10 protein-coding genes and 1 other annotated feature are annotated in these 15,415 nt (G+C 43.7%); of the genes, 8 read left to right on the top strand and 2 right to left on the bottom strand.

All coding sequences use genetic code 11. The features are described 5' to 3' along the window. The first annotated feature begins 11 nt into the window (after positions 1–11). From proC to ACSAJE_RS13090, 6 genes are all read left to right on the top strand, one after another. Positions 12–803, top strand: a complete 792-nt coding sequence (gene proC / locus ACSAJE_RS13065; protein ID WP_118691329.1) for a pyrroline-5-carboxylate reductase — start codon at positions 12–14, stop codon at positions 801–803. Positions 804–867: 64 nt separating this feature from the next. Continuing rightward, positions 868–1,512: a M23 family metallopeptidase gene (locus ACSAJE_RS13070; protein WP_118691330.1), complete on the top strand. Its 645-nt coding sequence runs from the start codon at positions 868–870 to the stop codon at positions 1,510–1,512. Positions 1,513–1,639: 127 nt separating this feature from the next. Beyond that, a complete protein-coding gene (locus tag ACSAJE_RS13075; protein ID WP_458009318.1) occupies positions 1,640–3,190 on the top strand; it encodes a methyltransferase RsmF C-terminal domain-like protein in 1,551 nt (516 codons plus the stop codon). Positions 3,191–3,215: 25 nt separating this feature from the next. Next, positions 3,216–3,791 carry a hypothetical protein gene (locus tag ACSAJE_RS13080; protein WP_022024239.1) on the top strand — a complete coding sequence of 192 codons (576 nt, stop codon included), beginning with the start codon at positions 3,216–3,218 and terminating at the stop codon, positions 3,789–3,791. Positions 3,792–3,816: 25 nt separating this feature from the next. Next, on the top strand, positions 3,817–4,956 hold the full coding sequence (locus ACSAJE_RS13085) for a pseudouridine synthase (RefSeq protein ID WP_458009319.1): 1,140 nt from the start codon (positions 3,817–3,819) through the stop codon (positions 4,954–4,956). A gap of 123 nt (positions 4,957–5,079) precedes the next feature. After that, entirely contained in the window at positions 5,080–5,619 is a 540-nt protein-coding gene (locus ACSAJE_RS13090; RefSeq protein WP_458009320.1) for a Holliday junction resolvase RecU, read from the top strand. A 3-nt stretch (positions 5,620–5,622) separates the two neighbouring features. Here ACSAJE_RS13090 and nrdD read toward each other — a convergent pair whose 3' ends face one another. Beyond that, complete coding sequence (nrdD, locus tag ACSAJE_RS13095) at positions 5,623–7,785, bottom strand: anaerobic ribonucleoside-triphosphate reductase (protein WP_458009321.1); 2,163 nt, start codon at positions 7,783–7,785, stop codon at positions 5,623–5,625. A gap of 346 nt (positions 7,786–8,131) precedes the next feature. Further along, positions 8,132–8,364: a binding site (T-box leader), on the top strand. Between the two features lie 129 nt (positions 8,365–8,493). On the opposite strand from nrdD, the gene ACSAJE_RS13100 reads away from it, so the two are divergent. Together ACSAJE_RS13100 and galT are read left to right on the top strand one after the other, a co-directional pair. Beyond that, positions 8,494–10,173 (top strand): 2-isopropylmalate synthase, encoded by a 1,680-nt coding sequence (locus ACSAJE_RS13100; RefSeq protein ID WP_458009322.1) that lies wholly within the window; start codon positions 8,494–8,496, stop codon positions 10,171–10,173. 81 nt (positions 10,174–10,254) lie between these two features. Continuing rightward, positions 10,255–11,754 carry a UDP-glucose--hexose-1-phosphate uridylyltransferase gene (gene galT / locus ACSAJE_RS13105; protein ID WP_118691337.1) on the top strand — a complete coding sequence of 500 codons (1,500 nt, stop codon included), beginning with the start codon at positions 10,255–10,257 and terminating at the stop codon, positions 11,752–11,754. A 177-nt stretch (positions 11,755–11,931) separates the two neighbouring features. Here the strand turns inward: galT and ACSAJE_RS13110 are convergent, their stop codons facing one another. Beyond that, positions 11,932–14,796 (bottom strand): sugar-binding domain-containing protein, encoded by a 2,865-nt coding sequence (locus ACSAJE_RS13110; protein ID WP_458009323.1) that lies wholly within the window; start codon positions 14,794–14,796, stop codon positions 11,932–11,934. Between the last annotated feature and the right edge of the window lie 619 nt (positions 14,797–15,415).

Raw genomic sequence — 15,415 nt, forward strand, 5'->3', positions numbered from 1 at the left:
AGGAATGAGACATGAAATTAGCATTTATTGGAGCTGGAAATATGGCACAGGCGATGATCGGTGGTGTGCTGCGTAAAGGTTTATTGCCTAAGAATGAAATCATTGCAACGGCAGCGACACAAAAGACGATTGACACGGTAGCAGCACAGTATGGTGTGAATGTCACTTTAGATAACAAAGAGGCTGCAAAAGCAGATATTATCGTGCTTGCAGTGAAACCGGTTTATTATGCGGAGGTAATTGCAGAGATCAAAGATGTTGTGTCTTCGGAGCAGATTATTGTTACGATTGCAGCAGGCAAATCCGTTGCCTGGGTAGAAGAGGCATTTGGTGGATCTCATAAGATTGTTAGGACGATGCCAAATACACCGGCGTTAGTTGGTGAAGGAATTACGGCGGTATGTCCAAATGCAAATGTTGGAGAAGAGGATTTAAAACAGGTATGCGATATTTTGGAGAGCTTTGGAAAGGCAGAAGTGATCAGCGAAAAGATTATGGATGCTGTTATTGCGGTTAGTGGAAGTTCTCCTGCATATGTTTTCTTATTCATTGAAGCCATGGCAGATGCTGCTGTAGCGGAGGGAATGCCTCGTGCGCAGGCTTATCAGTTCGCTGCACAGTCTGTACTTGGCAGTGCTAAAATGGTATTAGAAACCGGAAAGCATCCGGGTGAGCTTAAGGATATGGTATGTTCACCGGCGGGAACAACCATTGATGCGGTACGTGTGTTAGAGCAAGGCGGGCTTCGTGGAATCGTCATGGACGCAATGCATGCTTGCGCTGAGAAAAACCGCAATATGTAAGGAATCATTTGAATAATCGTGTAGCCGGAAAGCATATGCGAACATAGAAAGCATATAATTTCCTATGAACAAAAATAAGATCCGTATACGAAAGATATGGCTTGTTTTTGCAGTGTATGTTATATTGATCGGCTATATGGGGCTGTATATTGCGAATTGGCAGAGCAGGCAGAACAACTTGCTGAAGTATCAGACGTTAATGCAGCATAACCATATATCTTCGCATAGCAGAGCGTTGCTTCGTGATATGGAATGCTTTCCGGTGCGAAAGGATCGCCGAGGTAAAGTATCTTGGGACTTTGAGGATGGCTATGGAGCACCGAGAACGTTTGGTGGCAAAAGAAGTCACGAGGGTGTAGATATCATGGCTTCCAAAGATCAGCCGGGGTGCTTACAGATTCAATCTGTGTGTGATGGTGTGATTGAACAAATTGGCTGGCTGAAATTGGGAGGATACCGTATAGGTATTCGTTCCAAACAGGGATATTATGTGTATTATGCACATTTACAGCAATATGCACCTGATCTGCGCAAAGGCAGCAAAGTAAAAGCGGGCGATTATTTGGGGTTAATGGGTAATACCGGGTATGGACCGGAAGGGACCAGTGGTCAATTCGCGGTACATCTGCACTTTGGAATCTATATTGCGAAGGATGGCAGAGAGCAAAGTATGGATCCATATCCTATACTATGGTATTTGGCACAGTGAATATTTACAATGCTCTTATAAGGGATTGCAGTGTTGCTGGAAAGGAAAATCCAGCTTGTAATACCTGATAGTCAGGTGTTGCTATGCGGGGATTACAGTATCGGTAGAAAGGAAGGATACGGTTACAATGACGTTACCAAAGAAATATCAACAAGCCATGCAGGACTTGCTTGGAGAGGAATATTCCGCATATATAGAAAGTATGCAGCAGAGATCACAGACTGCCATACGAATCAATACGGCTAAGATTTCTTTGGAACAATGGGCGGAAATCTGTCCGTTTAAGACAAAGCCGATACCGTGGACGGAGAAAGGCTTTTTGACAACCGATGAGCAATGTAATCCTGCCAAACATCCTTATTATTATGCGGGCTTGTATTATATTCAAGAACCCAGTGCGATGATACCGGCATCGATCCTGCCTGTGCATGAAGGAGATCGAATCTTAGATGTTTGTGCAGCACCGGGGGGCAAGGCGACAGAGCTGGCTGCGAAGCTGGGGGGAACCGGTCAATTGGTTGCAAATGATATTAGTGTTTCCAGGGCAATGGCACTTGCGAAGAATTTGCAGATTGCCGGGGCGGTCAATGTAGTCGTTACAGCGGAAAAGCCGGAACGTTTGCAGGAGTCCTTTTCACAATATTTTGATGGTATTTTGATCGATGCACCATGCTCCGGAGAGGGGATGTTTCGCAGAGATCCCCATATGGTACAGGATTGGGAAGAAAAAGGGCCGCAATATTATGCTCCGATCCAACGGGATATTTTGAAGGCGGCTTATCAAATGCTTCGGGAAGGTGGATATTTGGTCTACTCCACATGTACTTTTTCGCCGGAAGAAGATGAAAAAAATATATTGTGGTTTTTGCGGCAATTTCCGGATATGCACGTTTGTGAAGTCCCACGTAAAGAGGGCTTTTGCAGCGGAATCACGGATGCCGCGTTGACAGAAACGGAACGGCAGCAGCTATCTCGCTGTGTTCGAATTTTCCCACATAAGACAGTGGGAGAGGGTCATTTCGCTGTCCTTTTGCAGAAAGGAGATTCGTCGGCTGTAGAGCAGGAAAGCAATTCCGTGGAGCAGGAAAATTCCCTTGCCGAGCGAGTGCATGATCATGGTTTTCGTATGGCAGAGAAAAAACATCAAAGTTCCGGAGCAGGACGAAGATCAAAATATGACGGTACGAGACAACAACGTCTCTCCGGGAAAAAAGACCGCAGAAGGATGGATGGAGATAACGATCTTGCGGTTAAGGCGACTTGGTGGACAGGATGTCTATCGGCTCCCGGAGCAGAGAGGTATCGTTTGATTCCCGGCAAGAAACAGTTTATGTTAGAAATGGAAGGATCCGTATCGTGGAAAGGGCTTCGCTGTATTCAGACGGGATTGATCGTGGGTAGCGCCGAGAAACGATTTGAGCCGTCCATACAGCTTGCACTTTCTATTTGCGATAAGGACAAGCTTCCGTATGTGAATTTATCTTCCGAAGAACAGGATGTGATCCGTTATCTGAAAGGAGAGACACTGCAGGATGTGACTGTTTTGAATGAGGGGATGTTAAAGCAGACGGAAAATTATGTGTTAGTATGTGTAGATGGTTTTGCATTAGGCTGGGGAAAATATATGCAGAATGGAATGCTAAAAAACAAATATTACGCAGGATGGCGCATGCAGTAATTACAAGATATGATTGGAGGAACGGATGAAAGCGAAACGTGGAGATTTCGGTTATATAAACAATAGAAAGAAAAGAACCCTTACGATAGCAATTATTTATAGTGCTATTTCTATTGGAATTTATGTATTGGGATTGGTGCTGAATCATATGTCCAGACAGAATTTATTTACGGTGATCGCAGTGTTAGGGGTACTGCCGATCGTGAAACAGATTGTTGGTTTTGTTGTGGTATTTCCGTATCATTCTGTAACCGAGGAACAATACCAAAAGGTGCAAAAAGCTTTGCCGGAGAGGATGGAACTGATGACAGATCTGGTGATCACTTCTTCCGAAAAGATTATGCATTTAGATTTTTTGGCAGTAGGTAATGGACGAGTGATTGGCGTATTGGGCAATGGAAAACAGGAATTATCCTATGTTAGAGAGTATTTGTCCAAGGGCGTTGCTAACTGGGGAACGCAGTATAAAGTGCAGATCGTGGAGAAGCAGGCGATGTTTTTACAGGAGTTAGCAAGAATTGATTCCATTCCGGAATGTACGGAGGATCAGGAAGAAGAGTTGGAACATGTGAAATCTTACCTGCGATCTTTGATCGTATAACCGAGAGAAAGGGCAGAGAGCTATTATGCGAGAAGTAATAATTTCTGAACGCGAGGAAGGACAGCGTTTGGATCGCTATTTGGAAAAATATATGCCGGATGCTCCGAAAAGCTTTTTTTATAAGATGATGCGCAAGAAAAACATTGTGTTAAACGGGAAAAAAGTGTCTGGGTCGGAGCGGATTCAGACCGGCGATCAGATAAAATTGTTTCTTGCGGATGAAACAATTGATGGTTTTCGGTCAGGGAAGAAAGCTCAAGAAGTTGATTTGGGCGCACAACACCTGTCACAGGCAAAGAGGCCGACTAATGGTGCACGACAGATGCCACAGGCAAAGAGACCGACTAATGGTGCACAACAGATGCCACAGGCAAAGAGGCTGGAAAAGGGTGCACGTCAAGGAAAAATAGAGTTGCAGCAGGGGCACTATGACAGAAACTTGCCGCCGTTGCAAATTGTCTATGAGGATGCTCAGTTTTTGGTGGTTAATAAGCCGGTTGGAGTGCTATCCCAAAAAGCGGACAGAAATGACAGGTCGATCGTTGAACAGATTACAGATTATTTGGCAGATAATGCTGCTGATGACACGTTTCATCCGGGAATCTGTAATCGTTTGGACCGAAATACTTCCGGCCTGATCGTAGCAGGAAAGACGGTACGTGCGCTACAGGACATGAATAAGCGGTTCAAGGAACGTACAATCTGCAAATATTATTTATGTGTTGTTCATGGAAGTGTGTCAAAAAAGCAGTATTTGAAAGGCTACCTAGAGAAGGATAGTCGAACCAATAAAGTGACAGTAAGACAACAGCCCGGCCCTAACAGTGTACCGATTGCAACGGAATACCTGCCGCTTCAACAGGGGGTGTATCAAGGGGAATCTTTTACCCTGTTGCAGGTGCATCTGATCACAGGTAAATCTCATCAAATTCGTGCTCATTTGGCAAGCATTGGTCATCCATTGGTGGGGGACGTTAAATACAGTACGAAACGAGCGTCTGCCTTCGACCGAGAGCAATTACATCAGCGAGTGCAATTGTTACATGCTTGGCAGCTTATATTTACGGCACATGGAAAAGAATATGTTTGGAAAGCGGAACTCCCAGACAATTTTGCACAGGTACTGCGCAGACTAGGGATAGAAACTGAACAGAACAGTATTTAGCTGAGATAGTGCGCAGACTAGGGATAGAAACTAAACAGAACAGTATTTAGCTGAGATAGTGCGCAAATTTGGAATGGAGATTAAATGATCATATTGCACTATTCATAAGGAGTTGAGAGAATTATGCCATCTTGGAATTCAAGAGGACTTCGAGGCTCTATGTTAGAGGAAGCCCTTAATATGACAAATGAACAATATCGCAAAGAGCATTTGGCATTAGTACAAAAAATACCGACGCCCATTACGCCGATCAATATCGACAAAGAGCATCGGCATATCACCTTAGCATATTTTGAACAAAAAAGTACCGTAGATTATATCGGGAATGTGCAGGGGGTGCCAATTTGTTTTGATGCCAAAGAATGCGCCGGAGAGCGTTTTGCCCTGCAAAATATCCATGAGCATCAGATGGAGTATATGCAGGACTTTGAGCGGCAAGATGGCATTGCGTTTTTGATCGTCTATTTTAAGGAAGCCGGTGTCTATTACTATGTACCGTTTCGCGATGTAAAACGCTTTTGGGATCGTGCAGCAGAAGGAGGACGCAAGAGCTTTTTGCGTCACGAACTGGATCAGGATTACCAGATACGCACATCAAACCAAATATTCATTCATTATTTGGATGCTTTAAGCCGCGATCTGGAGTCCCGTCCGGAATTGTAAAATTTATAAATGCAGCACGCGTTCTTTGATCTCCTGGGTACGTCCCTGATTCCAAAATTGCGTCCCAATATACCCACAGGTACGTCTTGCAACGTTCATTTTGTTCTGGTCGGTGTTGCCGCAATTTGGGCATTCCCAGATCAGCTTACCATGTTTGTCAGTGACAATCTGAATCTGACCGGTATAACCGCAGCATTGACAATAATCACTCTTGGTATTTAATTCCGCATACATAATATTATCATAAATATATTTCATAACATTTAATACGGCTTCGATATTATTTTCCATATTCGGTACTTCCACATAACTGATCGCACCACCCGGAGATAATTCTTGAAATTGCGCCTCAAATTTCAATTTATCAAAGGCATTGATCTCTTCAGTTACATGTACGTGATAACTGTTAGTGATATAGCCGCGGTCGGTCACACCTTCGATAATGCCAAAGCGTTTTTGCAGACATTTGGCAAATTTGTAGGTGGTGGACTCTAGCGGAGTACCATATAAGCTAAAGTCGATGTTGGTTTCTTCGCGCCATTTTGCACAGGCATCGTTCATATGCTGCATGACTTGCAATGCAAATGGAGTGGATTCCGGATCAGTATGACTGTGTCCGGTCATATATCTGGTGCATTCGCATAATCCGGCGTATCCCAAAGAAATCGTAGAATATCCGTTATATAGCAGTTTATTGATCGTCTCACCTTTCTCCAGACGAGCGAGAGCACCGTACTGCCAAAGGATTGGAGCAACGTCGGAAGGCGTATCTAATAAACGCTTGTGGCGGCACATCAGTGCACGATAACACAAGTCCAGACGTTCATCAAAAATCTGCCAGAATTTATCTATATCCTTGCCGGAAGAGCAGGCAACATCCACTAAGTTGATCGTGACAACGCCCTGATTAAAGCGGCCGTAAAACTTTGGTTTATCGTTTTCGTCATGATAAACAGTCAGGAAGGAACGGCAGCCCATGCAAGGATAGCAGTTGCCATCTTTTAATTTACGCATGATCTTTTCAGAAATATAGTCAGGAACCATTCGTTTTGCCGTACATTTTGCTGCCAGTTTGGTTAGTTCCCAATATTTACTGCCTTCGGTAATATTATCTTCTTCCAATACATAGATCAGCTTTGGAAAAGCAGGAGTAATATATACACCTTTTTCATTCTTAACGCCCTGAATACGCTGGCGAAGGATCTCTTCCGTTACGAGTGCAAGATCATCACGCAGACGTCCTTCCGGAACTTCGTCCAAATACATAAATACCGTAACAAATGGTGCTTGTCCATTAGTTGTCATCAAGGTGATCACCTGATACTGGATCATCTGTACGCCACGCTTGATCTCGTCGCGTACACGCTGTTCTGCTACATTATTGATCTGTTCTTCGGAAGCAGCGATATTCGCTTTTTCAAACTCATCACGCACCTGCAGTCGGAATTTTTGTCTGCTGACATCCACAAATGGGGCGAGATGTGCCAAAGAAATGCTCTGTCCGCCGTACTGGGAACTGGCAATCTGTGCAATGCTCTGCGTTGCTATATTGCAGGCAGTTGAAAAACTCTTTGGCCGTTCAATCATGGTTTCACTGATCACAGTACCGTTTTGCAACATATCTTCCAAATTGACAAGACAGCAGTTGTGCATATGCTGTGCAAAATAATCGGAATCGTGAAAATGTATAATGCCCTGTTCGTGTGCGGCTACGATATCCTCTGGGAGCAAAAAACGCTTAGTAATGTCTTTACTGACTTCGCCGGCCATATAATCGCGTTGTACACTATTTACGGTAGGATTCTTATTGGAATTTTCCTGCTTTGCCTCTTCATTATTACATTCCAACAGGCTTAAGATCTGCTTATCGGTTGAGTTGGATTTGCGGACTAAGGCGCGAGTATAACGGTAAGTAATGTATTTGCGTGCCAGCACAAATGCACGTTTGTTCATGATCTGATCCTCGACAAGATCCTGAATTTCTTCGACGCCGAGAGTTCGGCCAATGTCAGAACAAATCTTCTCTACATTAGTAGAAATCTCCTCGATCTGTTCTTCTGATAATTGATCAACAGCGGCAACCTCGCAGTTTGCTTTTTTGATCGCTGCTGATATTTTGGTGACATCAAAATCGGCTTCAATGCCACTTCTTTTCATGATTTTCATGAATGCAACCTCCTCCATTCAGACTTGCTTCCTAATCGAGGAAAGCACACAGACTGCGTGGATATGCATACTTTCTCGGATTTTTAGAAGTACTATATAATGTTCGAAAAATGTCATGGTGACACTATATATTGTGTTTTCTCGACGGGATTTATACTAGCACATTTTTATTTACAACACAATCCCCATAATCCACATTATGCCAATACCAAAAATACGCTATGTTATCAAAAATGCAGTCTGGGAGTTTCTTTGAAAGCTGCCCTTAAAAAAATTCCATACTTGGAAGATACAATGATAAAAATTGGGGGTTTTCAAATTAGAATGTATGTGGTATGATGTTTGATGAAATGCGAAGAAGAGAAGTAGTAACCATAGAATGGAATGCAGAAAGCTGTTGGTTGATGCGAAGCAGTGGAAGTGATATGGCGAACTCGTCTCGGAGCAGCCGGTTGAACTTTAGTAGATCAGGACGGATTCCCACCGTTAGAGGGGAAAGGTATTGACAAGTTGTTGATGTACCTGTGAGCGCATGTTTTTCATGAATAAGAGTGGTAACGCGGATGATCCGTCTCTATATTATATAGAGACGTTTTTTACATTACGAAAGAATTTCACGTTGATCCTTATACAAACTCTGACAGAATGCACACAGATGCGCAACGCATTACAAGGACTCAAAGGAGAGTCTGGAAAGTGAGGTTATTTATGAAAGGATTTGAAAAGTATCAGAAGAGTTATTTTATGCCACCGGAGGATTGCTATGAATGGGCAAAGAAAGATGCAATTGATAAGCCGCCGGTTTGGTGCAGTGTTGATTTACGTGATGGCAATCAGGCTTTGATTGAGCCAATGAGCCTGGACGAGAAAATAGAGTTTTTTAAGATGCTGGTTAAGATTGGATTTAAGGAGATTGAGGTCGGTTTTCCGGCAGCATCCGAGACAGAGTTTACTTTTTTGAGAGCACTGATCGATCAGCATCTCATTCCGGATGATGTAACGGTTCAGGTACTTACACAGGCAAGAGAACATATTATCCGCAAGACATTTGAAGCAGTGGATGGTGCACCAAATGCAATCGTTCATGTATATAATTCTACATCTGTAGCACAAAGAGAGCAGGTGTTCCGTAAATCCAAGGAAGAGATCAAGGAGATTGCAGTAAACGGAGCAAAACTGTTAAAAGAGCTTGCTGCAGAGGCACATGGTAACTTCCGCTTTGAATACAGCCCGGAGAGTTTCCATGGAACAGAAGTAGATTATGCAGTAGAAGTATGTAATGCCGTTTTGGATGTATGGCAGCCACAGGCAGATGCACCGGCGATCATTAATATCCCTGCCACTGTCGAGAATGCAATGCCGCATGTTTTTGCAAGCCAGATTGAATATGTCAGCAAACATCTGAAATACCGTGATAATGTTGTTCTTTCTCTGCATCCACACAATGACCGTGGTACCGGCGTGGCAACTGCGGAGCTTGGTGTATTGGCAGGAGCAGACCGTTTGGAAGGCACTTTGTTTGGTAACGGTGAACGTACCGGTAATTTAGACTTAGTAACTGTTGCTATGAATCTGCATTCTCATGGTGTGGATTCCAAGTTAGATTTCCACAATATGCAGGAGATCGCAGATACGTATGAGCGTTTGACAGCAATGCAGGTATCCAAGCGTCAGCCATATGCAGGTGAGCTTGTATTTACTGCATTTTCCGGTTCTCATCAGGATGCTATCTCCAAAGGTATGGCATATCGCGAGGAGCGTAACGAAAATCTTTGGACGGTTCCATATCTGCCGATCGATCCGAAAGATGTTGGAAGAACATATGATTCGGATGTTATCCGTATCAACAGCCAGTCCGGTAAGGGCGGTGTAGCGTATGTATTAAAACAGAATTACGGATTAGAGATTCCAGACCGTATGCGTGAGGAAGTCGGTTACCTGATGAAGGGTGTTTCCGATCATGCACATGCAGAGCTCAGTCCGGAAGATATGCTGCGCGTATTCGAAGAGACATACAGCCAGCCAAAGCGCAGTTTTGCTATTGCAGAAGTACACTTCCAGCAGAAAGATGGTATTACAACGCAGGTTACTTTTGAGCAGGATGGCAAAAAAGAAGTTGTCGAGGCAAAGGGAAATGGACGTTTGAATGCAGTCAACAATGCGATCAAGGATTTCTTAGGTATCAGCTATGTATTGGATGTATATGAGGAGCACGCATTGTCGAAGACATCTTCTTCTAAGGCGATGGCTTATGTTGGAATTACGCAGGATGAGAAGCAGTTATACTGGGGCGTAAGCAGTGATGAAGATATTATTCGTGCTTCCATTGATGCGTTAGAGCATGCAGTAAATCACATGATCGAGATTAAGGGCGAAAAAGTACACTAAGCCTATCAAAGATTTCATATTATTTATTGGGAGGGGTCTTGGCGGGCCCCTCAACCACATATAGAAAGGTACGGTAATAGCATGGCAGATAACAGTGTGTTGATTGATGAGTTGGTTCGTTATGGGGAAAAAAATGGTTTGGTCGCAGCGGAAGATCGTGTGTATGTGATCAATCGTTTGTTGGAGATTTTGCAGTTGGATGAATATCAGACACCAGAGCAGGAGACGCCGGTACGGCCGGTTCATGAGATTTTAGCGGACCTTATGGAAAATGCATATTCCCGCGGTGTTATGACAGAGAACAGCGTTGTTTATCAGGATTTATTTGATACGAAACTGATGGGAGCACTCGTTCCGGCGCCAAGTACCGTGATCCGCAAGTTTCGCAAGTTGTATGAAGAATCACCCAAAGCGGCAACAAACTATTATTATAAATTAAGTTGTGATACCAATTATATCCGCCGTGATCGAATCAAGCGTGATGTAAAGTGGACCGCAGATACAGAGTATGGGACATTAGACATTACGATCAATTTATCTAAGCCGGAGAAAGATCCTAAGGCGATCGCCGCTGCCAAAAATGCACCGCAGAGTGCTTATCCGAAATGTTTGCTGTGTAAAGAAAACGAGGGGTATGCAGGTAGAGTGAATCATCCGGCAAGACAGAATCACCGTGTTATTCCGGTAACCATTGATGGCGGTCAGTGGGGATTGCAGTATTCTCCTTACGTATATTACAATGAGCACTGTATCCTATTTAATAGTGATCATACACCGATGAAGATTGATGAATCTGCCTTTCGTAAACTGTTGGATTTTGTGCGTCAGTTCCCACATTATTTTGTAGGTTCAAATGCCGATCTGCCAATTGTAGGCGGCTCGATATTGGCACATGAGCATTTCCAGGGTGGTCATTATGAATTTGCAATGGAAAGAGCGGACATCAAGCAGACATTGACGATTCCGGGCTTTGAGGATGTACAGGCGGGGATCGTAAATTGGCCGATGTCGGTTGTACGTATTCGTCATAAAGAGGCTGAGCGCCTGGTAAAGCTTGCTGCACATATTTTGACGGCATGGAGAGCATATACAGATGAAGATGCTTTTATCTATGCGCAGACGGATGGAGAACCACACAATACGATCACACCGATTGCGCGAATGCGGGACGGGGAGTTTGAACTGGATCTGGTACTTCGCAATAACATTACAACGCCGGAGTATCCGTTAGGTGTGTACCATCCACATCAGGAACTGCACCATATTAAGAAAGAAAATATCGGCTTGATCGAAGTTATGGGTCTGGCAGTCCTTCCGGCAAGATTAAAGGGAGAAATGCAGCGTTTGGGCGAATACATTATATCAGGAAAAGATATTCGAGCCGATGAGGAACTTGCAAAACATGCAGACTGGGTAGACGAGTTTTTACCAAAATACGATGCGATCACAGAAGATAATGTAGATGAAATTCTTCAGACGGAGATCGGTATCGTTTTTAAGAAAGTATTAGAGCATGCCGGTGTTTATAAAAACACAGACGAAGGTATGAATGCATTCATGCGGTTTATCCAATCACTTTAGAATTAAAGTTTGTAATAATGAGGTATGTGCTTTCACATTAGGTTGAAAGCACATATAAGAGTATCAAAATTGAAAGCCACCAAGATTTGATATGTCCTGTCAGCAGACAGGTTACCTATCAGGTCTTGGTGGCTTTTATTTGCTTATATCTTTTATTGTTTTATTCGGATGTGACGGTTAGTCCTCCTTGCAAAATACACGCTTAAGAAGTGCCATATCCAATGTCTGCTCAGGTGCGAAAGCATCCGAGGTCACATAATCCAGTATTGATCTTGCAAAGCATTTGATCTCAGGATACTCGGCAACCTCACTTAAACGGCTGGTACATACCATCAAGGTACCCTCGCCAACTTTACCTTCAAACAAAATACCAAGTTTGTGGTTACGTTCAAAGTTGTCGACCATCTGCACGATCGGGCGGTAGCTCTTATCGGTCACGTCATCTAAGATAGCACAGTCACAGTGCGATACGATCTTATACCACTGTGGTGTGGAATATTTGTGAGCCGGGAAAGAAGCTAAAGCCGGATGATCCTTTTGGATCAACAGCCCCATTGTACCGACAGCAACCGGCTTCTTCATCCATTCGCAAATATCGCGGAACATTGGATAACACCAAAAATCCGTACAATAAAAGCCTTCGATCTTGTCGGCAAGTTCGGTTGGCAGATACAATACTTTTTGACCATTTTGAAGCAATGCGCAGGCTTCTGCGTAATCAGCCGTCACATGGACTTCATTGGCACCTTCACCGATCGTCATGCCGGAGACCGGAATTTTCGTTGACAGTGTTGGGAAGCAGTATAGCTCATAGGTGTTTGCCATATTGGTTTCCGGTACACTAAGATCCAAATGATAAGTAGCAGCTTCCGTAATCTCCGGAAAATCAAAGGTTATCTCATCTAATTCTACCAGGTCAAAAGCACCATCCGGAATCACAACGGAGCCCTCTCGAATGATCTTTTTCTGCTGTTTTAATTCCCAGTGAAGAATTTTATTCTCCAACTTCTCCGGATTGTAGTAGCGGATCGCCATCTTAGCACGGAAGGTTTCTCCTGCCTGATAGACATATTTTGGAAACTGTGCTAACAGAATGTGATCGGAACAGTATCCTGCCCATTCCTCCGGTGTAACATGTCCTTTGCTGTCCATAAAGGCATCCAAAATACCAACGAGAGCGGTACCCTGACCGGAAAAGTCCTGAATATCCAATATTTGATATCCAGCGAGCAGTTTCGTACGAGCAGCAGCCTCCAGTTCTTCCTTGTAGCATTGAACAGACAGCTTACCACTGGTGTAGAAAAAGTCATCGGCTTGATCTAACATGCCCTTTTCTTTCAAACGGTCTCTGAATACTTCGAAGTTTCTTGCTTTGAGAACGCCGGTATATTTATCAATCTCACGGAAGTTTGGATAAACCGCAAATTGTCCGATCTCATGGGAGACAACCGGAATATGTGGAATCAAAACACCCCCATTATCGGCAGCTTTTACTTTCTTAACGCCGGTTCCGTATTGGATTTCAATCTCTTCCGCATCGTTGCCGGCATCGGCGGCTGCATTTGTAGGATGGATCACTTCATCGTAGTTATGATCAGCAGAAGGTTCATCCCACTGAATATGTCCCAAAGGAGCATCACACATACCATAGGAACCACGGAATAAACGGTTTTTGCTAAAACGGACTCCGACAAAGAAATCGTCTTCCGGTAATAGTACCGGGGTGTGCTGGAAGTTGTTGGAACCCTGTGTATACAGATGACGATCATCCACCTTGCGATAATTTGTAATGATCTCTGCCATGCGCTCTTTGCTGCCCCAAAGCTCATTTCCAAGAGACATCATACAATAAGAAGCATGGTTACCAAATTCATCCATCATGCGATAACCTTCTTCGATCAGATAATCCTGCTCTTCGGCATTGTGCCCTTCATCACCCGGTGCGGTCAAGGTTCCCCAGAAAGGAAGCTGAGGTTCCATGTAAATACCCAACAGATCAGCCGCCACAAATGCAGCGTCCGGAGGGCAGCAGGTGTGATAACGGTAATGATTGATACCGTAAGATTTGGAAATGCTCATAACGCGGATCCATTCTTCTACGGAAGTAGGAACCGCTCCGGTCATTGGAAAGATCAAACCATCGTGTTTGCCACGCAGGAATGTCGGTGTCCCGTTGATCAAAAATTCAGTCTCTGATGTGGAAAAGTCGCGCAGACCGAATGTTGTCACGCTCTCCTCGTCGGTACCCGGAATTGTCAAGTGCAGTTCGTAGATGACCGGACTGTATTCGCTCCAAAGTACAGCATCTTCTCCCAGTTCATAAGTAAATTCGGCCGTTCCTTTGCCGACCGGGAAGAAAATGTCCTGAAAATATGCAGCAGGTACTTGTACGCCTGTCTTGCCGGAAATGTTCATTAATTCAGCTTCGGCACAGACAGACAGATTGCGTTGCGTCTGCGTTGTATTGTTGGTGGTAATCTCTACACGGACAGATTTGTGCTCTGTATCCGGGTAGGTTTTGATATGTTCGATCATGATCTCATCACATATGTGAAGCGATATCTCGCCGATAATACCATTCCAATTCGTCTGGGTATCCGGAGAGGTCAGATGACCGCCTTTGGTCGGGTAATCCACATTAGAAACTAAAATAGTCAGACGAAACGTGTTGTCCTTAATATAAGGAGTCAGATCGTAATGATGTGGAGTAGTAAGGCTGTCTCTGCATCCGACCTCTACATCATTAACCCAAACACGAGTCAGGCGTGTACGTTCCAAATGTAAATAAATATTTTTGTTTTTGAAATTTTTGTCCAAGGTAATTTCTTTTGCATACCATGCGTAACCTTCAAACAAGTATGGATCAGTCAGAAAACCGATTTCTTTCTTGTCAGAAGGAGTTCCCTTTTTGGCGATCGAAGTCGTACCGGGAAGTGTAATCGTATCTGCAGGCAGACTACGGAAAATTCCCTGCTCGATCCCTGTTTTGTCCGCATCCAAGGCAAATGCCCAATCGCCGGATAAATCCATTCTCTTGATCATACTTAAACTCCATTCTATCAATTTTGTACTACAAGATCTGACATTTACTCATCCCTCGTCAGATCCACATTTAAAACTCGCTCAAACTTCCCATACTTCAAATCCTCCACAACCACATATTACTTATTATGTCAGCAATAAATAAACCATTTTGCAGCCAATACAGTAAATTGTTCTGTCATCAGAGTACTAAGATAATTGCCGCAGAACGCAGAGTTTTTGCGTGATTTCTTATTTTGTTACATCTCTGATGAATACATGCCTGAAGGAGTGTCTGAGATGTCCCGGTTTAGCAAGGTATCATCCATTTTTGGACGGGACGCTTTCGCTACGATGCGCTACGTCACGTTACTTAATGTCTCTGAAATACGAGACATAAGTAACGACGAGCGCAAAGTCCCTTTCAAAAATGATGATTACCTTGCTTCCGGGACTTCGAGTTTCCGAAAGGCATGTAAATCAATCATCAGAGATAACAAAATCTAGAAATCACGAAAAACGTAAATGCGGCAAGGCAATTACTTATAGTACTCTGATGGCAGAAATCGCTCTTTGGTGGCTGCAAAATGCTATATAGTCATTGACATAATAAGTAATATGTGGTTGTGCAATAACTTCC

The organism is Jutongia sp. SJQ-6 (genome assembly GCF_054161275.1).

Excerpts from the sequence above, each read along its gene's own strand:
- galT (WP_118691337.1), top strand. The coding sequence starts at position 10,255 with ATGGCAGATAACAGTGTGTTGATTGATGAGTTGGTTCGTTATGGGGAA.
- ACSAJE_RS13085 (WP_458009319.1), top strand. The coding sequence starts at position 3,817 with ATGCGAGAAGTAATAATTTCTGAACGCGAGGAAGGACAGCGTTTGGAT.
- ACSAJE_RS13100 (WP_458009322.1), top strand. The coding sequence starts at position 8,494 with ATGAAAGGATTTGAAAAGTATCAGAAGAGTTATTTTATGCCACCGGAG.
- ACSAJE_RS13070 (WP_118691330.1), top strand. The coding sequence starts at position 868 with ATGAACAAAAATAAGATCCGTATACGAAAGATATGGCTTGTTTTTGCA.
- nrdD (WP_458009321.1), bottom strand. The coding sequence starts at position 7,785 with ATGAAAATCATGAAAAGAAGTGGCATTGAAGCCGATTTTGATGTCACC.
- ACSAJE_RS13075 (WP_458009318.1), top strand. The coding sequence starts at position 1,640 with ATGACGTTACCAAAGAAATATCAACAAGCCATGCAGGACTTGCTTGGA.
- ACSAJE_RS13110 (WP_458009323.1), bottom strand. The coding sequence starts at position 14,796 with ATGATCAAGAGAATGGATTTATCCGGCGATTGGGCATTTGCCTTGGAT.
- proC (WP_118691329.1), top strand. The coding sequence starts at position 12 with ATGAAATTAGCATTTATTGGAGCTGGAAATATGGCACAGGCGATGATC.
- ACSAJE_RS13090 (WP_458009320.1), top strand. The coding sequence starts at position 5,080 with ATGCCATCTTGGAATTCAAGAGGACTTCGAGGCTCTATGTTAGAGGAA.
- ACSAJE_RS13080 (WP_022024239.1), top strand. The coding sequence starts at position 3,216 with ATGAAAGCGAAACGTGGAGATTTCGGTTATATAAACAATAGAAAGAAA.